Origin of the sequence: Desulforegula conservatrix Mb1Pa (assembly GCF_000426225.1) — a bacterium.
In the GTDB taxonomy this organism is placed as follows: Bacteria; Desulfobacterota; Desulfobacteria; order Desulfobacterales; family Desulforegulaceae; genus Desulforegula; species Desulforegula conservatrix.
Genome location: NZ_AUEY01000058.1, coordinates 1 through 25,013, shown reverse-complemented (window position 1 = coordinate 25,013; position 25,013 = coordinate 1). Strand labels below are relative to the sequence as shown.

The 25,013-nt window shown below is 42.8% G+C and carries 25 protein-coding genes; 15 read left to right on the top strand and 10 right to left on the bottom strand.

Going from position 1 to position 25,013, the window contains the following annotated elements:
- Window positions 1-238 (bottom strand): helix-turn-helix domain-containing protein (locus K245_RS24970; protein ID WP_198013909.1); only part of this gene is annotated, 238 nt, incomplete at its 3' end.
- A gap of 143 nt (window positions 239-381) precedes the next feature.
- On the bottom strand, window positions 382-1,854 hold the full coding sequence (gatB, locus tag K245_RS0116440) for an Asp-tRNA(Asn)/Glu-tRNA(Gln) amidotransferase subunit GatB (RefSeq protein ID WP_269545287.1): 1,473 nt from the start codon (window positions 1,852-1,854) through the stop codon (window positions 382-384).
- A gap of 315 nt (window positions 1,855-2,169) precedes the next feature.
- On the opposite strand from gatB, the gene K245_RS0116435 reads away from it, so the two are divergent.
- From K245_RS0116435 to K245_RS0116400, 8 genes are all read left to right on the top strand, one after another.
- Window positions 2,170-2,364 (top strand): DUF2065 domain-containing protein, encoded by a 195-nt coding sequence (locus K245_RS0116435; RefSeq protein ID WP_027360113.1) that lies wholly within the window; start codon window positions 2,170-2,172, stop codon window positions 2,362-2,364.
- Window positions 2,365-2,371: 7 nt separating this feature from the next.
- Entirely contained in the window at window positions 2,372-3,430 is a 1,059-nt protein-coding gene (gene queA / locus K245_RS0116430; protein ID WP_027360112.1) for a tRNA preQ1(34) S-adenosylmethionine ribosyltransferase-isomerase QueA, read from the top strand.
- Window positions 3,431-3,444: 14 nt separating this feature from the next.
- Window positions 3,445-4,557, top strand: a complete 1,113-nt coding sequence (gene tgt / locus K245_RS0116425; RefSeq protein ID WP_027360111.1) for a tRNA guanosine(34) transglycosylase Tgt — start codon at window positions 3,445-3,447, stop codon at window positions 4,555-4,557.
- Between the two features lie 433 nt (window positions 4,558-4,990).
- Window positions 4,991-6,169 carry a pyridoxal phosphate-dependent aminotransferase gene (locus K245_RS0116420; protein WP_027360110.1) on the top strand — a complete coding sequence of 393 codons (1,179 nt, stop codon included), beginning with the start codon at window positions 4,991-4,993 and terminating at the stop codon, window positions 6,167-6,169.
- A 393-nt stretch (window positions 6,170-6,562) separates the two neighbouring features.
- Window positions 6,563-8,113 (top strand): acyl-CoA carboxylase subunit beta, encoded by a 1,551-nt coding sequence (locus K245_RS0116415; protein ID WP_027360109.1) that lies wholly within the window; start codon window positions 6,563-6,565, stop codon window positions 8,111-8,113.
- Between the two features lie 64 nt (window positions 8,114-8,177).
- A complete protein-coding gene (locus K245_RS0116410; RefSeq protein WP_027360108.1) occupies window positions 8,178-8,378 on the top strand; it encodes a hypothetical protein in 201 nt (66 codons plus the stop codon).
- Between the two features lie 91 nt (window positions 8,379-8,469).
- On the top strand, window positions 8,470-10,434 hold the full coding sequence (locus tag K245_RS0116405; protein WP_027360107.1) for a pyruvate carboxylase subunit B: 1,965 nt from the start codon (window positions 8,470-8,472) through the stop codon (window positions 10,432-10,434).
- Window positions 10,435-10,872: 438 nt separating this feature from the next.
- A complete protein-coding gene (locus K245_RS0116400; RefSeq protein WP_027360106.1) occupies window positions 10,873-11,259 on the top strand; it encodes a PilZ domain-containing protein in 387 nt (128 codons plus the stop codon).
- A gap of 135 nt (window positions 11,260-11,394) precedes the next feature.
- Here the strand turns inward: K245_RS0116400 and nifS are convergent, their stop codons facing one another.
- Both nifS and nifU read right to left on the bottom strand, forming a co-directional pair.
- Window positions 11,395-12,564, bottom strand: a complete 1,170-nt coding sequence (gene nifS / locus K245_RS0116395) for a cysteine desulfurase NifS (RefSeq protein ID WP_035277446.1) — start codon at window positions 12,562-12,564, stop codon at window positions 11,395-11,397.
- The gene (gene nifU / locus K245_RS0116390) at window positions 12,545-13,390 is read right to left on the bottom strand and encodes a Fe-S cluster assembly protein NifU (protein ID WP_027360104.1); all 846 of its coding nucleotides are present in this window, start codon (window positions 13,388-13,390) and stop codon (window positions 12,545-12,547) included. The genes nifS and nifU overlap by 20 nt, the downstream gene beginning before the upstream one ends.
- A gap of 269 nt (window positions 13,391-13,659) precedes the next feature.
- On the opposite strand from nifU, the gene amrB reads away from it, so the two are divergent.
- Window positions 13,660-14,517, top strand: coding sequence for an AmmeMemoRadiSam system protein B (gene amrB / locus K245_RS0116380; protein WP_027360103.1), 858 nt, complete (start codon window positions 13,660-13,662; stop codon window positions 14,515-14,517).
- Window positions 14,518-14,627: 110 nt separating this feature from the next.
- On the opposite strand, the gene K245_RS24965 is transcribed toward amrB, so the two are convergent.
- The 6 genes from K245_RS24965 to K245_RS0116350 all read right to left on the bottom strand — a co-directional run bounded on the left by K245_RS24965 (window position 14,628) and on the right by K245_RS0116350 (window position 19,686).
- A complete protein-coding gene (locus K245_RS24965) occupies window positions 14,628-14,966 on the bottom strand; it encodes a DUF1294 domain-containing protein (RefSeq protein ID WP_051284255.1) in 339 nt (112 codons plus the stop codon).
- A 103-nt stretch (window positions 14,967-15,069) separates the two neighbouring features.
- A complete protein-coding gene (locus K245_RS0116370; protein WP_027360102.1) occupies window positions 15,070-16,209 on the bottom strand; it encodes a hypothetical protein in 1,140 nt (379 codons plus the stop codon).
- 351 nt (window positions 16,210-16,560) lie between these two features.
- The gene (locus K245_RS0116365) at window positions 16,561-17,010 is read right to left on the bottom strand and encodes a Fur family transcriptional regulator (RefSeq protein WP_027360101.1); all 450 of its coding nucleotides are present in this window, start codon (window positions 17,008-17,010) and stop codon (window positions 16,561-16,563) included.
- 185 nt (window positions 17,011-17,195) lie between these two features.
- Window positions 17,196-17,999 carry a metal ABC transporter permease gene (locus K245_RS0116360; RefSeq protein WP_027360100.1) on the bottom strand — a complete coding sequence of 268 codons (804 nt, stop codon included), beginning with the start codon at window positions 17,997-17,999 and terminating at the stop codon, window positions 17,196-17,198.
- Complete coding sequence (locus tag K245_RS0116355; protein ID WP_027360099.1) at window positions 17,996-18,778, bottom strand: metal ABC transporter ATP-binding protein; 783 nt, start codon at window positions 18,776-18,778, stop codon at window positions 17,996-17,998. The genes K245_RS0116360 and K245_RS0116355 overlap by 4 nt, the downstream gene beginning before the upstream one ends.
- Before the next feature lie 5 nt (window positions 18,779-18,783).
- On the bottom strand, window positions 18,784-19,686 hold the full coding sequence (locus K245_RS0116350) for a metal ABC transporter solute-binding protein, Zn/Mn family (protein ID WP_027360098.1): 903 nt from the start codon (window positions 19,684-19,686) through the stop codon (window positions 18,784-18,786).
- A gap of 525 nt (window positions 19,687-20,211) precedes the next feature.
- On the opposite strand from K245_RS0116350, the gene K245_RS0116345 reads away from it, so the two are divergent.
- The 6 genes from K245_RS0116345 to K245_RS0116320 form a co-directional block, all read left to right on the top strand.
- Window positions 20,212-21,846, top strand: a complete 1,635-nt coding sequence (locus tag K245_RS0116345) for a hydantoinase/oxoprolinase family protein (RefSeq protein ID WP_035277445.1) — start codon at window positions 20,212-20,214, stop codon at window positions 21,844-21,846.
- 153 nt (window positions 21,847-21,999) lie between these two features.
- Window positions 22,000-22,167 carry a hypothetical protein gene (locus K245_RS27790; RefSeq protein ID WP_156906826.1) on the top strand — a complete coding sequence of 56 codons (168 nt, stop codon included), beginning with the start codon at window positions 22,000-22,002 and terminating at the stop codon, window positions 22,165-22,167.
- Between the two features lie 67 nt (window positions 22,168-22,234).
- The gene (locus K245_RS0116335) at window positions 22,235-23,920 is read left to right on the top strand and encodes a glutamine--tRNA ligase/YqeY domain fusion protein (RefSeq protein WP_027360096.1); all 1,686 of its coding nucleotides are present in this window, start codon (window positions 22,235-22,237) and stop codon (window positions 23,918-23,920) included.
- Between the two features lie 145 nt (window positions 23,921-24,065).
- Entirely contained in the window at window positions 24,066-24,434 is a 369-nt protein-coding gene (locus K245_RS24960; RefSeq protein WP_027360095.1) for a helix-turn-helix domain-containing protein, read from the top strand.
- 14 nt (window positions 24,435-24,448) lie between these two features.
- Window positions 24,449-24,682: a hypothetical protein gene (locus K245_RS26880; protein ID WP_027360094.1), complete on the top strand. Its 234-nt coding sequence runs from the start codon at window positions 24,449-24,451 to the stop codon at window positions 24,680-24,682.
- A 151-nt stretch (window positions 24,683-24,833) separates the two neighbouring features.
- Window positions 24,834-25,013 (top strand): transposase (locus K245_RS0116320; protein WP_027360093.1); only part of this gene is annotated, 180 nt, incomplete at its 3' end.

Below are 25,013 nucleotides of genomic sequence, written 5' to 3'. Positions count from 1 at the left end.
CCCTTCTGCGGCCTCCGTGCTCTTTCTTTGCTGGGATTTTATTGATAAACTGTCTTCTTAAACGACATACCCATCCGACAGAAACGCCTAAAATCATTGCTGTCTGAGAAAGTGATAATCCAAATTCCAACGGTAATATTACAGCCTGAGCTCTTCTTAATTCATTGACTGTCTTTGCCTTTGATAAAATCTCTTTTGCCTGATCAAGTATCTCTATTCCACTTGCTTTTCTTGCCATTGCCGCCTCCATGTCTTTTGCGGCTATTATTGCATACTTGATTTAGAAATGGAATTAGTCTTTTATCATCAATCATAAATCCAAATTCTAAAATCAAAAATTCTGGGTCGGATTACGTACAAAATAGGCAAACGGAGGCATTCCTATTTCAGCTTTTCTTCCAGGATCTGATTCACAACAGCCGGGTTTGCCTTGCCCTTCATGAGTTTCATTATTTTTCCGACAAAGAAACTTATGAGTTTTGTTTTTCCAGCCTTGTAAGCCTCAACTTCGGCAGGATTTTCCTTTAGAACCGTATCAACCGCTTCTTCTATGGCCCCAGTATCAGAAACCTGAACAAGTCCTTTGTCCTTTATTATGGTTTCAGGATCTCCGCCGTTTTCACAGATTTCATCAAACACGGATTTAGCAATTTTTGCGTTAATAGTTCCGGCATCGAGCAGTTTAATAATTTTTGCAAGATTCTCTGCGCTTACAGGTGATTCAGTTATTTCGATATTTTTGTCATTCAGAACCCTCATGAGAGTTCCCATGATCCAGTTGCTGGCGAGCTTGGCGTTTCCTGAAATCTTTGCGCAAATTTCGAAATATTCGGCTGTCTCTCTCGCTGATGTAAGTACATCCGCATCATATGCAGGAAGGCCAAATTCTTCGATGAATCTTGCTTTTTTCTGGTCAGGAAGTTCAGGAAGATCTGCCTTGACTTCATTTATAAAAGCAGCGCTGAAAACAAGCGGCGGAAGATCAGGATCTGGAAAATACCTGTAATCGTGGGCATCTTCTTTCCCGCGCATGGAAAAGGTTTTGTTTTTAGCGGAATCCCAAAGTCTTGTTTCCTGGACTATTTTTCCTCCGTCAAGAATTACAGCCTGCTGCCTGTTTATCTCGTACTGGATTGCCTTTTCCACAAACTTGAAAGAGTTTATGTTTTTAAGCTCTGTCCTTGTGCCGAACTCCTTCTGGCCTTTGGGTCTGACGGAAACATTTGCGTCGCATCTGAAACTGCCTTCTTCCATGTTTCCGTCGCAAATATCAAGATATCTGAGTATCGCTCTGATTGTTTTAAGATATGCGCCAGCTTCTTCAGGGGTTCTGATGTCAGGCTCGCTTACAATCTCAATTAGCGGAGTTCCGGCTCTGTTAAGATCAACCCTGCTTATTGGCTGAATCGCATCATGGCTTGATTTCCCGGCATCTTCCTCCATGTGGATTCTCGTAATGCCGATACGTTTTTTTGTGCCGTCTTCGAGAACTATATCCGCATGACCATGCTCTGCAACAGGAAGCTCATACTGGGAAATCTGGTAACCTTTGGGAAGGTCAGGGTAGAAATAGTTTTTTCTGGCGAATCTGCTTTTGTTATTTATTGTGCAACCTGTTGCAAGGGCCATGCGCACGGCATATTCGGCAGCTGTTTTATTAAGAACAGGCAGAACTCCAGGCATTCCAAGGCATACAGGACAAGTGTTGCTGTTTGGCGGCGCACCGAATTCAGTGGAGCATCCGCAAAAAATCTTGGTCTTAGTTTTAAGCTGGGCGTGAACCTCAAGGCCTATTACGGGTTCAAATTCCATTGTAACCTCATTGAAACATTTATGATTGTTGGATTCGGGGATGTTATTCCCGGATCAATGTATTTATTCGCAAAAAAATGAAAATGCTATGGTATTAGTAGCCGCTAATGCCTCATGCGGGTCGCCTTTTTGTAAAAAAGCTCCACAAAAAAAATCTATAAAAACCATTAAAGACACAAACTTTCTCCCATTCCTTTCTTTTAGTCAAGGGATTTTACCTCATGAAATAAGGCATTATTATAATGTAGTCAGAGCTTCCAGAACAAATATCAGGTGATGGAAATGATGTTTTTCTTTGACAAGAAACAGACCTGAATAATATAAATAAAGGTTTTTAATTCATACAGGAGTCTCTAAGTGGGGTTTTTTCTGACAGTTATTGGAATGGTAATGATAATCGAAGGTCTTCCTTACTTCGGTTTTCCAGATAAAATGAAAAAATTTGTGACTGCAATGCTGATTTTGCCAGACAAGCAGCTGCGGATTTTCGGGTTTTTTCTCATGTTTATAGGACTTGCCCTGGTTTATGTCGGCAAGTGCGTTCTTTCCTAGGCTTTTTATGTATTCACTTTCTGATTATTTTTACGATCTTCCTGATGACAGGATAGCGCACAAGCCGGCAGGGAAACGTATTCATTCAAGGCTGATACACCTTGAAAGGGATAAAAAGACTTTTTCACACCACGGCTTTACTGATCTGGAGGGAAAACTTAAATCCGGTGATGTGCTTGTTCTAAATGATACCAAAGTAATTCCAGGACGTATTTTGGGAAAGAAGGAATCAGGCGGAAAGGTCGAGGTTCTTATCCTTGACTATGCATCAGGCATGAAGAGTTTCACTGAAACTGGCGTGTTTGAATGCCAGTGTCTTGTAAAAGCTTCAAAAGGAGCAAAGCCAGGGCTCAAAATTATTTTTGACCATGATTTTTTCGGAATAGTTGTAGATGGGTCTGAAGGCATTTTCAGGGTAAGATTCGACAGCGGACTTCCCATTGACGAAGCACTCGAAAAAAACGGTCAGCTTCCCCTTCCTCCTTATATCAAAAGGGATGAAGCTCCTGATTCCGAAGATCATGATTCCTATCAGACCGTGTACGCAAAAAATAAAGGAGCTGTGGCTGCTCCTACTGCAGGACTTCATTTCACCCCTGAATTGATGTCAAGGCTCGAGCTAAAAGGAGTCAGAATAGCAAAAATAACCCTGCACGTCGGATACGGAACATTTGTGCCTGTTAGATGTGATGACATCAGGGATCACAGAATGCACTCCGAATGGTTTGATATAAGCGCAGAGACAGCTGAAATAATAAATACCGCAAAAGCCTCCGGCTCAAGAATAGTCGCTGTTGGCACTACATCTGTCAGAACTCTCGAGTTTGCAGCTTCAGAAAATGGGATTCTTAAGCCTTCGTCCGGATACTGCGACATTTTTATTTATCCTGGATACAGATTCAGGGTTGTTGATGCCATTTTGACAAATTTTCATCTACCTGAATCAACTCTTTTGATGCTTGTTTCTGCTTTTGCAGATCGTGATTTCATACTTGAAGCATACCAGGAAGCTATAAGAGAGAATTACAGATTTTTCAGCTATGGCGATGCCATGCTTATAACCTGATTTTGAGGTGTTTATTGTTTTCATTTGAAGTTTTATCAGCATCATCAGACACAAGAGCAAGATGCGGAATAATTAAGACAGAAAGGGGAGATATTGAGACCCCTATTTTCATGCCTGTGGGAACAGCCGGATCAGTCAAGGCTGTTTCTGTTGAAGAGCTTAAGGATTGCGGCGCTGCCATTATCTTGGGCAATACTTACCACCTGTATTTAAGGCCTGGAATGGATGTCGTGAATGTTTTCGGCGGCCTGCATGATTTTATGAAATGGGACAGGCCAATACTCACGGACAGCGGCGGATTTCAGTTTTTTTCCCTTGCCAAGCTCGCAAAATTCACCGAAGAAGGCGTTGCTTTTCAGTCCCACATAGATGGTTCCCGCCATTTTTTTTCTCCTGAAAAATCGGTGGAAATTCAGCTATCCCTCGATTCCGATATAATCATGTGTCTCGATGAATGTCTGCCTTATCCAGCTGATCATAAGGCCGCAAAAAAAGGTCTTGAGCTGACCACGAGATGGGCTTCAAGGTGCAGGACATTCTGGTCTGAAAACAGGAAAAGGGATAATGCACTGTTTGGCATTGTTCAGGGTGGAATGTTTCCTGATCTTAGAAAAGAGTCGGCAATGCAGCTCGGGGAGCTTGATTTTCCAGGTTATGCAATCGGCGGATTAAGCGTCGGAGAACCAAAAAACACGATGCTTGAGATGGCTGATCACACCATTCCGCTTCTTCCATACGACAAGCCAAAATATATAATGGGAGTAGGCACTCCGGAGGACCTTGTCGATCTTGTGGGCCTCGGCGCTGACATGTTCGATTGCGTGATGCCAACCAGAAATGCTAGGAATGGCAAGCTCTTCACTTCTTTTGGAGCAGTTAATATCTCTAATGCCTGTCATACTCTGGATAATTCACCTGTCGATGAAAACTGCGGATGCTACACATGCAGAAACTATTCGAGGTCTTATCTGAGGCATCTTTATAAATCACGGGAGCTTATGGCCTACAGGCTCAACACCATTCACAACCTTCATTATTATCTTAATCTAATGAAGGAAATAAGGTCGGCAATCCGTGAAGACAGGTATGATGCCTTTAGAAAAGAATTCTATGCTAAGAGAAGTTGAGTCTTATAGTTGATGTTTTTGCCTTGTATGGACAAAGGCCGGTTCGTGGGTCTGATTAGAGCGTCCTTTGCTCGTAATCAGACATCAGGATTTTAGAATTTGGATTTATGAATGATGGAAATAGGTCAATATTTCAAAAATCACCAATCAGAAATCAAAAATGCCTCCGGCGGGTCGCTTTTTTGTAAAAAAGCTCCGCAAAAAACTTTATTGGTTTTTTAGTTTGGATTTTTGATTGTAGTTGACAGGATTTTAAAATCAAAAATCTACGATCTGAAATTAATTGGTCGTAGGGTGTTCAAGCCGCAGGGCTTGCGCACCAAGGCTTTGATAGCGCAAAATTTATTTTTAAAGCTTATATTTGCTTTAAGGCAAAAATATACAAAATACTGAACTGTTAGATAATATCTTAAATAATATACAGGAGCCTTTTATGACAATTTCAAAGAAGATAGAGGATTTTATAGGTCGTGCCTCATGGATAAGAAAGATGTTCGAGGAAGGCGCAAGACTGAAAGGAATTTACGGAGCTGAAAATGTATTTGATTTCAGCCTTGGAAATCCAAACCTTGAGCCGCCGGAATCTTTCCACGCTGCCCTGATTGAGTCCATCAACTCGGCAGGAAAAGGTGCTCATGCCTATATGCCGAATACCGGAATTCCTTCGGCAAGGGCTTCTGTCGCTGAATTTGTCTCTAAAGAACAGGAAACAGCCCTGACTGGGGATGATATTATCATGACCTGCGGAGCCGCAGGCGCCCTCAATGTTATTTTCAAGACCATTCTTGATGCAGGCGATGAGGTTATTGTTCCTGCTCCGTATTTCGTGGAATACAATTTTTATGCTGATAATCATGGCGGGTCAATAAAGACAGTAAAAACAAATTCTGACTTTACTCTTGATCTTGCGGCCATTGAAAGCGCTATTTCTGAAAAGACAAAGGCTGTTCTCATAAACTCTCCTAACAATCCAACTGGTCAGATTTACAGCAGGGACAGCCTTGAAAAGCTTGGGAAGATCTTAAAGGAGAAAAGCGAATCTCTGGGACGGGTAATTTATCTTCTTACGGACGAACCTTACCGCAAAATTGTTTATGATGGAGCATCTGTTCCGGCGGTTTTTCCTTGCTATGCAAATACCATCCTCGCCACCTCATATTCCAAGGATATTTCAATTCCAGGCGAGAGAATCGGCTTTATTGCCGTGAATCCAGCAGCTGAATATAAAACCCAGCTAATTGGCGGTATGGCTCTGGCAAACAGAATTCTTGGATTTGTCAATGCTCCTGCTCTTATGCAGAGGGCCGTTGCGGCGATTCAGGGCGCTGTTGTCGATATCAGCGCATACGCAAAGAAGCGTAAGCTCCTTTGTGACGGACTAAAGGAAGCTGGCTATGAATTTGTAACTCCTCCTGGAGCATTCTATCTTTTTGCAAAATCTCCGATTGCTGACGACGTGAAATTCGTCCAGGCGCTTCAGGAAGAACAGATTCTTGTAGTTCCTGGTTCGGGCTTTATGGGGCCAGGGCATTTCAGGATAGCATTCTGCGTGGATGACAAAACAATCATAAATGCGATGCCTGGATTCAAAAGGGTAAGGGAAAAGTTTTAATTTAATTTCGCATTCAGGCATATCTGTGCGATCTGGATCTGAGGCCGGTGTATTCAAGGAATTCAATGTTTCTCAGCTCTATCAGGTTGACAGTTTATGCTTGAATGCGAAGTTTGGTATTGTTCTGAGTGCTTTATCGACCTTGATTACATTTACTTTTACTTGACGTTATATTCAAATCGCGTGATGAATTTAGCATGGCATAAGCTTTTCCGCCGAAAAACATCTTCGCCTGATAACTATGGCTAAAAAAGCGTTCAAAGTTTTGTTTTTTTATTATCATGAATCATGCTTGGGGCAGAGCTTGAAGATTCTTTACGCTTATGTCTAATTTGATTAGACAGTTTGATTTTGGGGCGGAACAAGTCAGTGCATGTACCGGAGTTTTTTAATATGCGTGTTGAAGAAAAAATAAAACAGCTTAAGGAGCGAGAGCAGAAGGTCCTCGAAATGGGGGGCGCAGATGCCGTTGAAAAGCTCAGAAAAAAAGGGAAGCTGACAGCAAGAGAGCGCCTTGATCTGTTTTTTGATCCTGGTACTTTTCAGGAACTCGATATGTTTGTGGGCCACAGATGCCATAATTTCAGCATGGATAAGGTTGAAATTCCATCTGATGGCGTCATTACCGGCTTCGGCCTTGTGGATGGAAGAACAGTGTTTGCCTATGCCCAGGATTTCACAAGCCATGCAGGTACACTCGGCGAGATGCACGCAAAGAAAATATGCAAGGTCATGGATCTTGCGATGAAGGCTGGCGCGCCATTTGTCGCTATGAATGATTCGGGCGGAGCAAGAATCCAGGAAGGCGTTATAGCACTCGGAGGTTTTGGGGAAATATTCTTCAGAAATGCGGCAGCATCAGGTGTTATTCCGCAGATTGCGGCAATAATGGGGCCGACAGCAGGAGGCGCCGTATATTCTCCGGCCATGATGGATTTTGTCTTCATGGTTAAAAATTCCGGCTATATGTTTATAACTGGCCCTGATGTTATCAAGGCAGTGACAGGCGAGGAAATATCGTTTGAAGAGCTTGGCGGAGCAATAACGCACAGCGAGAAAAGCGGTGTTGCCCATTTTGCCTGCGAGGACGACAGGGACACGATTCAGAATGTGAAACGCCTGCTGTCTTTTCTTCCTTCAAACAATATGGAAGATCCTCCGTATGAAGATACGGGCGATGATCCACTTAGGTCATGCCCTGAGCTTGACACGATAATTCCTGACAGCTCTTCCATGCCCTATGACATGAAGCAGGTAATAGCCTCTATTGTTGACAACGGCTATTTTTTCGAGCCCCAGGAGTTTTTTGCTACAAATATAATAATTTGCTTTGCACGAATCGGGGGCAGGGTTGTCGGCATAATTGCCAATCAGCCCATGAGTCTTTCAGGATGCCTTGATATAGATGCTTCTGACAAGGCGGCCCGTTTCATAAGATTCTGCGATGCTTTCAATATTTCCATTCTGACAATAGCCGATGTTCCTGGATTTCTTCCTGGTTCACAGCAGGAATGGGCAGGGATAATAAGGCACGGCGCAAAGCTTTTATGGAGTTATTCAGAAGCCACTGTTCCAAAGCTTCTGCTGATAACGAGAAAGGCTTATGGCGGAGCTTACATAGCAATGTCTTCAAAGCATCTTGGCGCAGACATGGTTTTTGCCTGGCCGAGCGCGGAAATTGCTGTAATGGGCGCGGAGGGCGCGGCAAACATAATCCACAGACGTGAAATAAAGGATGCCGCAGTTCCACATGAAAAGAGAAAAGAGAAGATCGAAGAATATGAAGAACTTTTCTCGAATCCTTACTGCGCAGCTTCCATAGGTTTTGTGGATGCTGTCATAGTTCCTTCTGAAACAAGGGCAAGGATCGCTTCGGCACTCATAGTCATGAGCACAAAGAGGGAAGCAAGACCGGCAAAGAAACATGGAAATATTCCTTTGTAACAATTACAGGGATTTGTTCTCTATAAATTGTCGGGTTCAATAACCATAAAGAGGTATCAGTGTTATGGAAAACAGTAATGTCCCAAAAAAGAAAATGGCTGCAATAATGGCTGCTGTAGCTGCCTATATCCAGACCGAGGAAGAACCAAAGGGCTATGCCAAGATTATAAAGCCCAGTGTCTGGACAACCTCAGCCCGGGAACACGAGATGAGGAAAAGAGTACTAATGCAGCTTAGGACATTTACTGGCACAATGTATTACTGATATACCCCTTCCCATATATGCCCTGCTTGTTACTCAATACTGCATTTAAAAAAACAGGGCCGCGCAAAAATTATTTAATCAAGGTTTATTCATGAGCTCTCATTCCAGGCTTAATACCACAGATTTGAACTATTCTCAGGCAAGACTGGCTGCTGAAAATCCCCTTAAAATAATGGACCTCAGTCTAAGAGACGGTCACCAATCCCTATTTTCAACAAGGGGACGAACCGAGGATATGCTGAGGGTCGCTGAACTAATGGATGAGGTGGGGTTCTGGGCTGTTGAAACCTGGGGCGGAGCTACATTCGACTCAATGCACAGATTTCTGAATGAAGATCCATGGGACAGACTAAGAACCCTGAAGGCTCATTTCAAGAAAACCCCCATGTCCATGCTTTTACGCGGTCAGAATCTGGTGGGGTACAGAAACTATGCCGATGATCTTGTAGAGGCATTTGTGGAAAAAACGGCTGAAAATGGGATGGATATTTTTAGAACGTTCGACGCGCTGAATGACTATAGGAATTTTGAAGCTGTCGTGCCTGTCATCAAGAGATGCGGCAAACATTTTCAGGGATGCATCTGCTATACCATAACAGAGCCGCGCATGGGCGGTGACGTATATAATATTGAATATTTTCTTGGGAAAGCAAAAGAGCTTGAGAGCATGGGGGCTGACAGTATATGCATCAAGGATATGGCCGGTCTTCTCGCTCCTTATGACGCCTATGATCTGATCAGCTCTCTGAAACAGAGCGTAAAAGTACCAATACTCCTTCATACGCATTTCACTTCAGGCATGGCTCCGATGACGCATCTTAAAGCCATTGAAGCGGGCGTCGATATTATTGACACATGCATGACTCCATATGCGTACAGAACTTCCCATCCTGCCGTAGAGCCGCTTGTCATGTCCCTTCTTGGGACTAACAGGGACACTGGTTTTGATATAAGCAAGCTTGGTGTGATCAATGAAATTCTTGAAAAAGACGTTATGCCCAAATACAGGCAATATCTTGATGACACCAAAATGTCGATAATAGACATCAATGTTCTTCTTCACCAGACTCCTGGTGGCATGCTGTCTAATCTTGTTAATCAGCTCAAGGAAATGGGTAATATTGACAAGCTTGAAGACGTTTACAAAGAGCTTCCAAGGGTCAGAAAAGAGCTTGGCCAGCCTCCGCTTGTAACTCCTTCCAGCCAGATTATCGGAACCCAGACTTTGAATAATGTTCTTTTTGATACTGATGAAGAGCGCTACAAGATGGTGACTGATCAGGTGAAGGATCTTTGCTACGGACTTTATGGCAAGACACCGGTGGCAATTGATACTGATGTCCAGAAAAAAGCGCTTGTCAGCTATTCCCGCGGAGAGACTCCAATTACATGCAGGCCAGCAGAAGTCCTCGAGCCTGAACTCGAAAAGGCAAGAAAAGAGATCTCAGATGTTTCGGACAGAGCTGAAGATGTCATTCTTTATGCCATGTTTCCTGTGACAGGTCGAAAATTTCTTAAATGGAAGTATGGCAGGGAAAATGCCCCTTTAAACGGATTTCAGTCTCCATCCGCTGCGGACGGCGTATGCCGGGAGGATGGACTTAAAAACGGTTCAGCTAAAAAAGAAGATGCTCCTCCAAAGGGGATAGGATCAAGGGCCAAAAAATTTAAAGTGGCTGTTGAAGGCGATGTTTACGAGGTGTGGGTTGACGATACTTCCAAAAAGCCGGTTTTAAGGGATATCAAACTTGTAAGACCGGATACTTCTTCACACGCTCAGGAGCATCATACCCACGCTGTATGGCATGAATCAGTAGAGAGGACTCCGGCTTCAGAGTCAGGCATTGTCATATCAGCCCCGATGCCAGGAATGATTGTCCGTTATGAGAAAAAAGAAGGCGATCATGTTGAAAAAGGCGATACCATTGTTGTCCTTGAGGCAATGAAAATGGAAAATGCCATAGCCACTCCTGTCAGCGGAACTGTAAAATCCATAGGTTACAATCCAGGTGATTCGGTTCAGAAAAACGCTGTGCTTGCTGTGATTGAGCAGTGAATTTGTGCGGATATATTTGACTTTTTGTTAGTCCATCAACATTTGGCTAAGCCGCAAAAAGTCCAGTTTTAGCATCCGGCAAAGACCGGAACCCAGAAGTGTCTGAAAATACAACGATGCCGGATCAAGTCCGGCATGACGCTGACGCCTTATTCTGACTTTTTGCGAGACCATCAAGATTTAACCTGACGCAGCCTTTTCAAAAAGGTTTTTCTGAAATAAAATGGAATTATTCAATAAATATAATATATATTCTGCGCTTCAGAATCGTCATCTGCCGAGTTTTTACTGGTAAAAAATTGTCTTGTATTTTATATAACCATCATCGTTAGAGCCGGTGGCACCGGCAAAAAAAGATTACAGATAAAATTCACTCCTGAAAGCCTGAAAACGGCTTTTCTAACGGAATTTTCAAAAATAAAGAAATCAGTTGGCGCGATGAGCATAAAAGACAGAAAATACACGAGAATTATACTGCCAAAGGACAAGAGGGCCGAAACCAGAATACTTATTATGTCTGGCAAAGCTGATAAAGGAGACGTGACTTCTGCGGAAGAATTCGATGCTACTGTCATGAACTTCAGTGAAGGCGGCCTTGGTTTTAGTACGCTGAGACGCGGATTCCGAAAGCTTTGCAGTCTTGATAAGCTTGTGATACTGAACATAATAGGTGAACCTCCGTTTGACGAGATGACTGGTTTGAGCCTTGAAGTCAAATGGGTGCTGGACAATAGCGAATTTTCTCATTTGGGATTTGGTTGCCAGTTTCAGGATATTTCTGACGAACTCAAGGACAGGCTTAGGCAATACATCAGAACTTTCTAATCGATTCAAAAAAATTTCTGCACTGATCTGATCAATAAACAAGAAATCAAAAAGCCCGGGATGAAAATCCCGGGCTTTTGTTGTTTTTTAGGATGATTTTACGGAAAAGAATTTTTCAGATGCTTCTCAATAAAATTAAAAATCCCAGGATTTGTCCCAGTAAGGAGATATTGATCTCAGTCTTTTAATAATAGGAGGAAGTTTTTCAATTATAAAATCAATTTCTTCTTCTGTATTATAAATGCTCAGGCTGAATCTTATTGTTCCGTGGGCGGCAGTGTATGGAACGCCCATTGCTCTGAGTACATGAGAAGGTTCGAGAGATCCTGATGTACACGCTGATCCTGATGATGCGCAGATTCCCAGTTCGTTCATCATCAGAAGAATAGCTTCTCCCTCAATGAATTCAAAGCTTATGCTGGATGTGTTAGGCAGCCTGTTATCAAGGTCACCATTTGCGACTGCTTTTGGGATGATGGTTGTGAGTGTAGTCTCAAGCTTGTCCCTAAGCATTTTCACATAGGTGTTTTCCTTTTCCATGCTTTCTCTTGCAAAATCACATGCTCTTCCAAGCGCAACAATCGATGCTACGTTTTCAGTTCCTGCTCTCTTGCCTTTTTCCTGATGCCCGCCAATCATGAAGGGCGTGAATTTTGTTCCTTTCCTGACATACAGTGCGCCAATTCCTTTCGGAGCATGTAGCTTATGGCCTGAAAGCGAAAGCATGTCTATCTTTGTTTTTGAAAGATCCATGTCTATCTTGCCAACAGCCTGAACAGCGTCAGTATGAAAAAGTATTCCTTTCTGTGAGCATAATTCCGCAATTTCCTCCACAGGAAAAATTGTTCCTGTTTCGTTGTTTGCCCACATTACGCTGACTATTGCTGTGTCGTCAGTGAGATTCTTTGTAAGAAAATCCATGTCGAGTCTGCCACGGTTGTCAACAGGAACTGTTGTTATCCTGAACCCATGCTTTGAAAGTGTCTCGCAAAGGGTTTTTATGGCAGGGTGCTCAACCATTGTTGTTATGATATGGTTTTTTGTCGGCTGAGTGTGAAGCGCCGATCTGATTGCAGCTCCATCACTCTCAGTACCGCAGCTAGTGAAAATAATCTCTTCAGGAAGCGCGCCAAGAAGAGAAGCCACCTGCTTTCTTGCTTTTTCTATATGCGAGGCAACCTGTCCGCCGAAAGTATGCATGCTTGAAGGATTGCCATACATCTCGGTGTAAAATGGCAGCATTGCCTCGACTATTTCCGGCGCTACTTTAGTGGTGGCGTTATTATCAACATATACGGGCTTCATCAACAACCTCCTCAACCACCAGATTGTGCACCACTTTTTCCCTCAGTTTAGCTTCAACATGGTTTTTTAATGTAATTTTTGACCTGCTGCATGTAGCACACGATCCTTGGAGTCTTACAAAAACGGTTGTGCCGTCAACATCCACGAGTTCAATGTCGCCGCCGTCTTTCAAAAGAGCAGGCTTGATTTCTTTTTCAAGGGTCTCTTCAATAAGCCTTATTTTCTGGAGTGTTGTCATTCCAGAAAGTTTGACCGCAGATTTCTTGGGCCCGTCAATAAATTTGTCAATTATAGACTGAATTTCGTCATGGCAATTACCGCAGCCGCCGCCAGCCTTAAGATAGCCTGTTACTTCATCAAGGGTCTTGAGATTGTGTTCCTTGACAGCTTTTTCAATTTCTATGTCAGTTACGCCGAAGCAGTGACACACTTCAATGCCTTCAACTATTTTTTCAGGAGTTCCCCTGTAGCTGGAAATAGCTTTTTCAAGAGCTTCCATTCCCATGACAGAGCAGTGAATTTTTTCCTTTGGAAGACCTCCAAGATAGTCAGCGATGTCCTCGTTGGTGATTTTTTCTGCTTCATCAAGAGTCAGGCCTTTTATCATTTCAGTAAGAGCTGAAGATGATGCAATCGCACTCGCGCATCCAAAGGTCTGGAATCTGGCATCTTTAATTTTTTTGTTTTCATCAAGCTTGAAAGTAAGCTTAAGAGCATCGCCGCATGCAATGGAGCCAACTTCGCCAACTCCGTCCGCATCTTCGATGGTTCCGACATTCCTCGGATTGAGGAAGTGTTCCTTTACTTTTTCAGTATAATCCCACATGATTTTTTCTCCTGACCTTCTTATGGATCCAAAATATTTTTACGGCGGAATTCTATATCAATTTTCTTTTCAAGCCGCCGGATATTTGACTTCGGAAAATAACTTAGTATTTTCAAACAAAGAAAATTTATATACTACATTAAGCATCAATTTTTGAAAGAAAAGTTTAAGAAGTGCCAAAAAAACGGTTTTTTTCGCCTGTTTCTCCATTTTAGACGCTTAAAAGAGATATATCTCATTTGCTTGATTATTATTTGGAGGAGAATGCCATGAAACTCAAAGACTCAATGTTTGCAGGAAGCTGGTACCCTCTTGACGCAGAAAAATGCAAAAGAGACATAAATGCTTTTGTTTCCGAATTCAAGGGAGTTGAAAGTATTGGTCGTCCGGCATTTGCCGCAGTTGTGCCGCATGCAGGATGGTTTTATTCGGGCAAAATAGCCTGTAACGCCATAAGGCTTCTGAGTGAGGGTGAAAAACCTGATCTGGTTGTTGTATTCGGCATGCACATGCACACCATGTCCAAACCCTGTCTGACAGACAGAGGCGAATGGGAAACTCCTTTTGGAACACTTAAAGTTGATGAAGATTTTGCCTCTGATTTTGAGTCGGAATCAGGACTCAAATTCGAAAAGGGCTGGGGAAATTTTATCAGGGATAACACAATTGAGCTGCAAATGCCTTTCATCAGATTCTTTTTCGGTGATGTAAAGGTTGTGGGCATCGGAGTTCCTCCATCTGAGGCTGCACTCATAGCAGGCAGGCAGGTTGTCCGTTCCGCAGAAAAGCTTGGCAGAAAGATCAAGATAGTATCATCCACAGATCTTACCCATTATGGCGCTAATTATGCCTTTTCTCCAAAGGGCAGGGGAGCGGCAGCCGTCGATTGGGTCAAGAATGTGAATGACGCAGGATTCATTAAAAAAGCCTGTTCCCTTGATCCTGAGGCTATAATAAAGGAAGCTCTTTACAATCATAGCGCCTGCTGTCCAGGGTCGGTCGCAGCTTTTGCGGCAGCTGTTTCAGAAGCCGGAATCAATGCTCCTGCAGTTCTGATGGATTATTATACAAGCAATGACATAATGCAGTCAGACAGCTTTGTGGGATATGCAGGGATTCTTATCTGATCCGTATTGTATCGGAAGATTTTAAAGAGGTGCTTGCGGGCCGCTTTTTTGTAAAAAAGCTTGGCAAAAAACTTTATGGTTTTGGGAATTTGGAAGCAAGTAAGGCTGTTTTATATCCCTTTAAAATAAAACACAGCAAGGCCAGAACAATTGAAAATGACAGAAATCCAGAAAACAATCTGGAATGATGTTTTTTTAGATTTGTGTCTGAAGAACTTCTGGCCTGCAATAGCCCCAGGCCATCCGCATAAAAGCCCCATTAGCTGGAGAGTCTTTTCAGGCGTCCGCCATCTGTCTCTTTTAGCTGCGGATTTGTCCAGGCCGTAAGCAATAAAGGCAATGACGCTCATCACCATATATATAATGAAGACAATATTCGGCAGTTTCCCGAAGAATACGGAAGAGCCGAGGGCGGTTAAAAACAGTAATGAAATTGATGTGGCTATCATAATGAACTCGAGTGTTTTTATATTTTAGTTTCTGATTAACGATAGTTGCTGGCTTTCTATTGGAACCGGTGTTTGCCTGCGTCTGATTGTGCGTGTATTTGTGTCATTCTTTAGAGTTTTTAGGTTTTTCCACAACACCCGGTGGGAGTATGGCGATACCCCTCGGATGATCAACAGTTCCATTGAGGTTTCCCAGGTTTTCCGCACTGGTGCCATCAAGATTTGCCCTGATTATTGTACTGTTGCCCCCGTTGCCTATATACATTTTTTTATTCACCGGATCTAAAGCTATGCTTGTTGGTTGATCCAACAATCCATTCATATCACCGAGGTTGAGCAGGTCGCTGCCATCTAAATTGGTGCGGTGAATATAGAATTTACCTGATTCATGTTTCGAATATACAAATTCCTTCATATTATCCAGAGACTTCAGCGCTTTATCGGGAATCTTATTTGAAGTCATAGAATCATATGGATTCTCTTGCCAGGTAATCCAGTAAATTTTTTCATTTTCGGGATCTATGGCAAAATTCCCTATAACGCCTTTTCTAATCATTTTAATTTCATTGTTATCCATCTTTCCCATAATTACTGTATCACGATACCAAAAATACATTGTCCTGTGTTTGGCATCTATACCTCCAAGCATGATATGCTTGCTTTCAGGATCAATTTTTTTGAGAATATCCTGCGCAATAAATCTTTTATCACTTCCATCAAGATTTGCCTGAATAATTACAGTGGGATCATCTCCTCTGACATATACTCGCTTATTAACCATTTTTGATTTTAACCCGCTAACGTATAGTTTGCCAATAACAGGATCTATTTCAAGCGTGTAAGTCATTGCAACAGACCAGTCTTCACCGACCATGCAAGTAGCTCGAGTATCGATACTTTCTGATCCATCAAGATTCGCCTTAAAAACGTCTCCCCCCTCGGCATTAGAAATAAAAATTTTCTCCCTTGAGCTATCTACAACTATATCAACAGGGCTAATCATATGCGTATTAATACTGCCAAGGCTAACACCTCCGCTGCCGTCTATGTTCGCCATGCTTATTGTTTGTTTTATTTGATTGGTTACATAAATTTTGCCCTCAGAAAAATCATAATCACCTTTTGTGGTGGTCGCGGTAGGCTTAGTTGAATAGTCAATGCTATTTCCTGCTTTGCATCCAGCCAGGCATACAAAAAGAGCAAGCAGTATGAAGACATCAATTATATATCTTTTTGTTTTCATAATAGGCTCATATCTCCAGTGAAGCTTGCTAACATATTCATCATATTTTGGCTGTTAGCTTTTGGGGTTTTATCTGAACTTTGAAGATATCATCCAAACTCCTAAAGTTTTTTGCGGAGCTTTTTTACAAAAAAGCGACCCGCTCGAGGCACTCGCCCTATCAACTTCAAAACAGCCGAGCGAATACGCTTCGTCTGACTTTGGTCGATTGGGTTATAAAGCCTCGCCGGAGGTATTCGGATCAATGTCGGATTACGAGCAAAGGACGCTCTAATCCGAGCTACGAATTGGTCTTTTTTTAAGGCAAATTAACCATACAAGGCATCTCAACTCAAGCTTCCATTCCTTATTTTAAAGGCTTTTTTCTTCTGTAAGGCACTCTGAGCAGACACCGGCAATATTGATCTGCACTGTTTCTGTTATTCCTGGAATCATGGATTTGATTTCGTTTCTTGAGACGTCTGGCACAATGGATGGGCTAAGGCATTTTGCTTTTCCGCACATTCTACAGAAAAAATGGGGGTGAGCCGGATGAAGGCTGCTTGGTGACAGGCCATAGAAAAAGGATCTTGCGTCAGGGCTGCCTATTTTTTCAGCCAGACCGTATTTTACAAGAGTATCGAGGATTCTGTAAACGGTTACGCGATCCATGCTTTCGGTTTCAAGAACTATGCTGTGGATTTCTGAGGCAGTAAGGGGCCGTCCGCTTGATCCTATAACAGACATTAGCATGACCCTTCTTGGAGAGGGTTTCAGGCCGCATTCCGACATCAGTTTGTTATAATCGCATTGTGTACACATGCTTGAACCGCCCTGGAAATTACTATCTGACTTGTTTTGTGAATCATTCTTATGGTGCGCAAGCCTTGCGGCTTGATCACCCTACGACTATATATTCCATCTAAAATCCGACTTCAAAATCCAAAAGCCCTTTGCGGAGTTTTTTTAAAAAAGCGATCCGCGTCTTTTAAAGCAGTTTTCAGTATTTATACTTTTCCTTTTTCTTTTATGAAGAATACTGCAAAAGCTGCTGATGCGAACAGAATTATGGCGGCTCCTGATGTTATATCAAAGGCGTAGGATATCCATAAGCCTCCCAGGGTAAAGACTGCGCTTAGAATGCTTGAAATCACCATCATCTGGCCGAGGGATACGGATTTTTTTTCTGCCATGTAGGGTGGTATGGTCATAAGGGCTATCACGAGGATCAGTCCCACTACCTTTATTACCATGACTATTGATACTGCTATCATTACAAGAAGGATTGCATAAAGGAGTCTAACGGGAATTCTTCTGAGTCTGGCAAAATCAGGATCGTATGACATGGCAAGAAAATCGTTATAGAAAAAGACAACCATGAAAATTATGATGAGGCACATTAAGGACATCATGTAAAGATCGTCCGGTGTTACGGCAAGTATGCTGCCGAAGAGATAGCTCATCAGATCCACATTGTAGCCTGGAGTAAGATCTATAAGCACAACCCCCAGCGCCATTCCGGCTGCCCATAGAACCCCGATCACCGTGTCTGCCCTGTGCTTGTTGTCGAGGGTAAGGAAGGTCATGACGATGGCAACAACAAGGGAAAATCCGAGTGTGCCGACCATATAAGGAAGGCCAAAGAAAAATGCTATGCCTATTCCACCGTAGGCGGCATGGGCAATTCCGCCTGATATGAAGACTATTCTTTTTGCCACAACGAGAGAGCCTATTATTCCGCAGGCCAGGCTGGCGAGAAGTCCTGCCATGATGGCGTTTCTCATGAATTCAAATCCCAGGGCTTCCATCATTTTGTTTTATCTCCGTGAGGTTGAAGAACCCTGTGAGGGAAGCCGTGGGCAACCAGATCAACAGGGCATTTGTATGCCATTTCAAGCATGTTGGGTGTGAGTTCTGCGTGGCAATGGTAGTATGCTTCGCGATTCACGCATGCCACGGATTTGACGTAGGTGGATATGACCATAAGGTCATGGCTTACAACGATTATGGTCTTTTTGCTGTTGAAACCAGCCAGCCTTTCATAGAGTTCTGTCTGGCCCTTGGTGTCAACACTTGCTGTAGGTTCATCAAGGATAAGAACGTCGGGGTCGGATACAAGGGCCCTGGCTATGAAAACCCTTTGTCTCTGGCCTCCTGAAAGACTTCCGATCCTTCGTTTGAGAAAATCCTTCATCCCAAGAAGATCAAGGGTTTGGACTGCATGATCAATATCTTCCCTGTTTGTTCCGAAAGGGCCTTTGAATGGTTTCAGTCTGCCCATTTTAACCACATCAAGAACAGATATGGGGAAGTCTATGTTTATACTGGTTTCCTGGGGAACGTAACCGATTCTGTGGCTGTTTTTTTCTGGCGCCGAACCAAAAACTTTGATGTTGCCTGTTGATGGCTGAAGTAGGCCGAGGATCAGTTTGATTAGAGTTGTCTTGCCGCCTCCGTTTGGCCCAATGACAGCGACAAAATCATTTTCCGGAATTTTAAAATTTACGTTTGCAAGAGCAGGTTCGGAATCTTTGTATGAAAAGCCAAGATTGCTTATCTCTATTGCAGGAATTGATGATTGAGTATTCATGATATTTACCTTGCCTCATTCTTGAACTGAGAAGCGGTTTTTCTCAGGTTTTCTGCCCAGTTTTCCGCAAGTGGATCAGCAAAAGCAACCTTTCCTCCAATTTCCCTTGCGATTGTATCCGCAGTCTGGGTCGAGAATTGTGGCTGGGCAAACACCATTTTTATGCCAAGATTTCTGGCAGTGATTATCAGATTTTTCATTTGAGCTGGTTTTGGCTGTTTCCCTTCAATTTCTATGGGAACCTGTTCAAGATTATAAGCCTTGGCAAAATAGCCCCATGAAGGGTGAAAGACTATGAATTTGCGATTTTCTGTTTTTTCGAAAACAGAAGTAAGCTCTGAGTCCAGAGCTTTTATTTCATTTTCAAAATCAAGATGTCCTTTTTCGTAAATTTTGGAATTTACAGGATCAGTTTCGATAAGGGCGTTTTTAATAATTTCAGCCTGCTTAAGAACAAGCTTGGGTGAAAGCCAGATATGAGGATCTGGTTCGCCTTTTTCATGGTTGTGAGATTTTTTATCATCGCCGGATTCACCCTCATGCCCATCTTCATCCATTACAAGTTTCTGTATACCTTCATCTGTCCTGACAATTTTTATATCAGGAGAGGCTGCCGTGATTTTTTTCAGCCAGATATCTTCAAAGTTTATGCCTATCGTAAAAAATATTTTTGATGAAGAAAGCTTGATCATCTGGGCTGGTTTTGGCTCATAGGTATGAGGATTTGCACCAGGTTCGACCATTACACTGACTTCAACCAGATTGCCCCCTATTTTTTCCACAAAATATTTTTGGGGCAGAATGCTGACAAAAACCGGCATTTTTTTTTCAGAAGCTAAGGCCTGGTAAACAGTCAGAGGTAGCATCATCGCAAATAATGCAATGATAATAAGTGGGTTATTCTTCATGTCCGTATCCTTTGCCTGTTATTTCTGATTCGATATTTGATTTGTAGAGGATGATTTTTAAGAATAATATGGCTTTGAAATAAAAAATGCAACTCAGTTGCAAATTTAAATGTAATTATTCAGGACGCCTCTAAAGAAATGGTTGTTTTCCAGGCATATGACATATTCATAAAGTTTTTGCGGAGCTTTTTTTAAAAAGCGACTCGCCGAAGGCACACGCATCTGGTGCGCAAGCCTTAGAGCTTGAGCACCCTACGAATCGGGCCTTTTTTGACGGCAAATTAACCATACAAGACGCTCATAACTGAAAATAGGACAGAATTACAATATTTTTTGCGGTCGCCTCTTTTTACTGAAAAAGCCCCACAAAAAACTCATGTATTACTAATTTTTAAGTTTGATTCTTGCATTGTTGTTATTGGCGTTTATCTTAGGCAGGTAAAATTAAATTGCATGACCATATATATAAGATATAAAAGAATATCGGTTTTTTAATCATTATTCAGACTGAAGTGAGGGATTGTCGTGAATTCAAATTCACTTATAATAGGCATAGATACAGGCGGGACATATACGGACGCTGTTCTTGTTGACAAAAGCAGCAGAAAAGTACTCGCATCTGCCAAGACTCCAACTACACATTATGACCTTTCACTCGGGATTACTTCTGCCCTCAAAAAACTTATGGAAGGCCGTCTGAAAGATCTTTCAGGAGTTGCTGAGGTTCATGTTTCCACAACGCTTGCAACGAACGCAGTTGTTGAAGACAGGGGATCAAGGGTAGGGCTTTTTGTAATAGGACAGACCAAGCCGCTTGATCTTCCGGCCCTCTCCATTAGATATGTTCCCGGCGGTCATACATTTACAGGTGAAGAAGAAAACAAGCTGGATCTTGAGATGCTTGTGGACGGAATAGAAGCTCTTAGGGGAATGGTCGATGCCTATGCCGTAACAGCTTCCATGAGTATTCAGAATCCGGCGCATGAACTTATTGCTGCAAAGGCGATCCAGATGATGGATCCCAAGCCTGTATTTCTTTCGCATCAGATAAGTAAAAAACCAGGGATGAAGGAAAGGGCTGCAACCGCTGTTCTTAATGCCAGCCTGATGCCTGTTATGGAATACTTTCTTAAGAGCATGAATCATGCCCTGTATTCAGAAGGGTTTACCGGAAAGATCATGATAGTTCGTGGTGACGGTCTGCTCATGGATCTTGAAAAGGCTGCTTCTGAAGCTGCTTCCACGTTTGCAAGCGGCCCTGCCGCCACGGCAATATACGGCGCGTTGCCGTCAGGCGGTGCCGAGGCGATTGTTATTGATGTCGGCGGAACAACGACAGATATAACAATGATAAGAGGCGGAAAACCAGTCATAAGTTCTGACGGCAGCATAATCGGCGAGTGGGAAACCCATGTCGACGCTGTTGAAATGCATACGGTAGGATGTGGCGGAGACAGCAAAGTTGCCTTTGATGGTTCTGGGAAAATATCTGTTGGACCATGCAGGGTTCTGCCGGTTTCCATGGCTGGCAAAATGCTCAAATCCCTTGACTGGCTTTCATCTGGAAAGATGACCTGCCTTGCGCTTGCCCCTGATGTAGAACCGGCTCTTGCTCTTTCAGAACCTGTCATGACATATCTTGGAGAAAAAGGTCCTTCTTCTCCTGATGCGATAGGTGAGGCTCTTGGAATATCCGAGATAACCCTTGACTCTATTCTTGAGCAGTTAGTCAGAATGCAGCTTGTCATGGAGATAGGCTTTACTCCGACTGACGCGCTTCATGTTCTTGGGACCCTTGATATCGGTAATGTTGACATGGCTGTCAAGGCTGCGGGTATTCTTTCTGAAATTTCTGGTCTTTCATCCGAAGATTTCTGTACTGAAATAATAAAAACCACGGGTGACAAGATCCGGGATTCCATTGTCGAGCATGTTGTTCAGAAGGAAATGGGTTTCAGAATGACAGGATTTCTTGGTGGAATAAAAGGAACCAGTCTGCTGGATGTAACCTTTAAACTGAACATGCCTATTATCGGAATGGGCGCTGCCGCCAGATATCTGCTTCCTTATGTCGCGGACTCACTTGAGACCAAGGCTATTTTCCCTGATTATTATGAAGTAGGGAATGCTTTGGGGGCTGTGTTTGCTCATAAGGAATAACTAATAATATTTATGATTTGGGATTGCAGATTTCTAAAATCAAAAATTATAAAAGTTTTTTGCAGAGCTTTTTTACAAAAAAGCGAATAGTAGCCGTCAAAAGCATTATTGCAAGCATTATGTGCAAATTATTAATATTTTAAGAGAAGTTTTATGAAAGACAGAAAGAACAAGATGCCCAAGGACAAAAGCGATTATTTTGGAATCCTCAGGATTCCGATTCCAAGGCCTGGGACAGATCATAAATCTGAAAAGGATTATGACAGAAAAAAATCCAAGACAGAGACTAAAAAAATCATCAAAGACGATTCAGAAATATGAATCCCTGATCCATTCGGATTAAATCCCTTATTGAAGAGGGCAGGGGCGATCACTAAAAGGAAAGCTGATGTCAGAAGAAAATACAAACAGGCCGTCTGATTTCATTCGTGAAATAGTTGCCGCGGATATTGAGGCAGGGAAGCATAAAAAGATCGTCACCCGTTTCCCTCCTGAACCGAATGGTTATCTGCATATAGGTCACGCCAAATCCATATGCCTCAATTTCGGCATTGCTCTTGAACAAAATGGCGAGTGCCATCTCAGATTCGATGACACAAATCCTGAAAAGGAAGAAGTCGAATATATTGATTCCATCATTGAAGACGTTAAATGGCTCGGCTTCAAATGGGGAGCAAAAGAATACTATGCTTCTGATTATTTTGATCAGCTTTATGACTATGCAGTTGAACTGATCAAAAAAGGCAAGGCATATGTCGACAGCCAGAGCGCGGAAGAAATGCGCCTTAACCGAGGCACACTCACTGAGCCTGGCAAAGCAAGCCCTTATAGAGAAAGATCCGTGGAAGAGAATCTGGATCTTTTAGATAGAATGAAAAATGGAGAGTTTGAAGAAGGCTCCCACGTTCTTAGGGCTAAAATCGATCTTGCTTCTCCTAACATAAATCTGCGGGATCCAGTTATATACAGAATCAGAAAGGTTCATCATCATAGAACAGGTGACAAATGGTGCATATATCCGATGTACGATTATACGCACTGCATTTCTGACGCGATCGAAGGAATCACTCATTCTGTCTGTACCCTTGAATTTGAAGATCACAGACCCCTTTATGACTGGGTGCTCGATGAGCTGAAAACGCCATGTCATCCCCAGCAGATTGAATTTGCGAGACTCAATCTCAGCTATACGATCATGAGCAAGAGAAAGCTCCTTGCTCTTGTGAAAAACGGTGTGGTTGATGGCTGGGATGATCCAAGAATGCCGACTATTTCAGGTCTCAGGAGAAGGGGCGTCACACCTGACGCGCTTCGTGATTTCTGCGATAGAATAGGGGTTGCCAAAAGAGACAGCATGGTCGATATGGCACTCCTTGAGCATTGCATCAGGGAAGATCTTAATGAGCGCGCTCCAAGGGCAATGGCGGTTCTCCGGCCTCTTAAAATTACCATTGAAAACTATCCTGATGGCCAGATCGAAGAATTCGAAGCTCAGAATCATCCTCTTTATCCTGAAAGAGGAACCCATAAGATTTGTTTCTCAAGGGAGATTTATGTCGAGCAGGATGACTTCATGGAAACACCAGTGAAGGGTTTTCATCGTCTTACTCCTGGTAAGGAAGTCCGTCTGAGATACGCTTATATTGTTCAGTGCACAGGAGTCGTTAAGGATCCTGAAACCGGAGAGGTTACAGAAGTAAGATGCGTGTATGATCCTGAAACAAAAGGCGGCAACACTCCTGACGGCAGAAAGATAAAAGGTACGATTCACTGGGTTTCTGCTGCAAAATGCGCTCGTGCTGAACTAAGGATTTACGACCGTCTTTTCAGCGTTGAAAATCCAGAAGCAGACAAAGAAAAAGAATTTCTTGAATTCATAAATCCTGAGTCTCTGACAATACTTAAAAACTGTCCTGTAGAGCTTTCTGTTTCAGAAGCAGAGCCAGGGACAAAATTTCAGTTTGAGCGCCAGGGGTATTTCTGTTCGGATTCCAAAGATTCAAAGCCTGATGGACTTGTATTCAACAGGATTATAGGTTTGAGAGATTCCTGGGCAAAGGCTTCCGGGAAATAACAAGATTTTATGGCGCGTGGTGTCTATTTTTGAGATGATACCACGCATTGATTCATGTAATGTCCTTGCGTATAATTCCAATAAAAGGCTAATATGATATAAATCACGCCATATAAGACTTTATTAAGGCATGGAGGGGAAAAACATGGCGCATATTACTTTTTTAGCACTGCCATACTGCTCCATGTCCGGAATCGTCTTTTCAATAGACGCCTTTTCCATAGCGAATAGGTACGCAAGCCCAATGCAGTCTCCGGGAAAAGCGGCCTCAAGCCAGTTCACCTGGGATGTGGTTACAATAGATGGACGGCCTGTTGAAGGCGAAGGACGGGTTATGATTCAGCCCCACTGCCCGATTCAGGATATCAGAAAAACCGATCTTATCTTTATTCCCGGATTTCTGTCTCCCTTCGATTTCAGGGGTAAACTGCCGTACGGCCTTTCAGACTGGCTCTGGGGCTGGCACAGAAAAAATGCCCTTATTGCGCCTCCTGCACCGGAACTTTCCTTTTAGCCGAAACAGGTCTTATGAACGGCAAAACAGCGACAACAAACTGGGCTTTTGAAAAAAGATTTAGGAAGCTTTATCCTGAGGTCATACTCAAACCTGACAGAATACTGACCGAAGAAGGGTGCATTGATTTGAACTGCCTTGTATGGTTGATGAACTCACAAAAAGTCAAAAAAAGCGGTGGCGTCATGCAGGATTATATCCGGCATCTTTGTATTTTCAGATTATTCTGGATTACGGTCTGCGCCTGAATGCCGGGAATCGGGCTTTTTGCGATGTTGCCATGGTTAATTAATCCTAAGTAAACCCCCGGCTCTGCCGGTGGACTCACAGAGTTTGACATATCCAGGAATAAGAAGAAGTCTCCAATAACTGAACCGCCTAAAGTTAAAGGAGACTTCAATGACCGAGACACAAAGCCTAAGCCATAGTGCCTGGGAATGCAAGTATCATATAGTATGGATTACAAAGTATAGAAAAAAGACTATTTATGCAGAATTGAGGCGATATTTGGCCAGGCAAAAAGAATGTGCAATATTGGAAGGCCACTTGATGTCAGATCATGTTCATATGCTTATTTCG

Excerpts from the sequence above, each read along its gene's own strand:
- queA (WP_027360112.1), top strand. The coding sequence starts at position 2,372 with ATGTATTCACTTTCTGATTATTTTTACGATCTTCCTGATGACAGGATA.
- K245_RS0116420 (WP_027360110.1), top strand. The coding sequence starts at position 4,991 with ATGACAATTTCAAAGAAGATAGAGGATTTTATAGGTCGTGCCTCATGG.
- K245_RS0116415 (WP_027360109.1), top strand. The coding sequence starts at position 6,563 with ATGCGTGTTGAAGAAAAAATAAAACAGCTTAAGGAGCGAGAGCAGAAG.
- K245_RS0116410 (WP_027360108.1), top strand. The coding sequence starts at position 8,178 with ATGGAAAACAGTAATGTCCCAAAAAAGAAAATGGCTGCAATAATGGCT.
- K245_RS0116405 (WP_027360107.1), top strand. The coding sequence starts at position 8,470 with ATGAGCTCTCATTCCAGGCTTAATACCACAGATTTGAACTATTCTCAG.
- K245_RS0116400 (WP_027360106.1), top strand. The coding sequence starts at position 10,873 with ATGAGCATAAAAGACAGAAAATACACGAGAATTATACTGCCAAAGGAC.
- nifS (WP_035277446.1), bottom strand. The coding sequence starts at position 12,564 with ATGAAGCCCGTATATGTTGATAATAACGCCACCACTAAAGTAGCGCCG.
- nifU (WP_027360104.1), bottom strand. The coding sequence starts at position 13,390 with ATGTGGGATTATACTGAAAAAGTAAAGGAACACTTCCTCAATCCGAGG.
- amrB (WP_027360103.1), top strand. The coding sequence starts at position 13,660 with ATGAAACTCAAAGACTCAATGTTTGCAGGAAGCTGGTACCCTCTTGAC.
- K245_RS24965 (WP_051284255.1), bottom strand. The coding sequence starts at position 14,966 with ATGATAGCCACATCAATTTCATTACTGTTTTTAACCGCCCTCGGCTCT.
- K245_RS0116370 (WP_027360102.1), bottom strand. The coding sequence starts at position 16,209 with ATGAAAACAAAAAGATATATAATTGATGTCTTCATACTGCTTGCTCTT.
- K245_RS0116365 (WP_027360101.1), bottom strand. The coding sequence starts at position 17,010 with ATGTGTACACAATGCGATTATAACAAACTGATGTCGGAATGCGGCCTG.
- K245_RS0116360 (WP_027360100.1), bottom strand. The coding sequence starts at position 17,999 with ATGATGGAAGCCCTGGGATTTGAATTCATGAGAAACGCCATCATGGCA.
- K245_RS0116355 (WP_027360099.1), bottom strand. The coding sequence starts at position 18,778 with ATGAATACTCAATCATCAATTCCTGCAATAGAGATAAGCAATCTTGGC.
- K245_RS0116350 (WP_027360098.1), bottom strand. The coding sequence starts at position 19,686 with ATGAAGAATAACCCACTTATTATCATTGCATTATTTGCGATGATGCTA.
- K245_RS27790 (WP_156906826.1), top strand. The coding sequence starts at position 22,000 with ATGAAAGACAGAAAGAACAAGATGCCCAAGGACAAAAGCGATTATTTT.
- K245_RS0116335 (WP_027360096.1), top strand. The coding sequence starts at position 22,235 with ATGTCAGAAGAAAATACAAACAGGCCGTCTGATTTCATTCGTGAAATA.
- K245_RS24960 (WP_027360095.1), top strand. The coding sequence starts at position 24,066 with ATGGCGCATATTACTTTTTTAGCACTGCCATACTGCTCCATGTCCGGA.
- K245_RS26880 (WP_027360094.1), top strand. The coding sequence starts at position 24,449 with ATGAACGGCAAAACAGCGACAACAAACTGGGCTTTTGAAAAAAGATTT.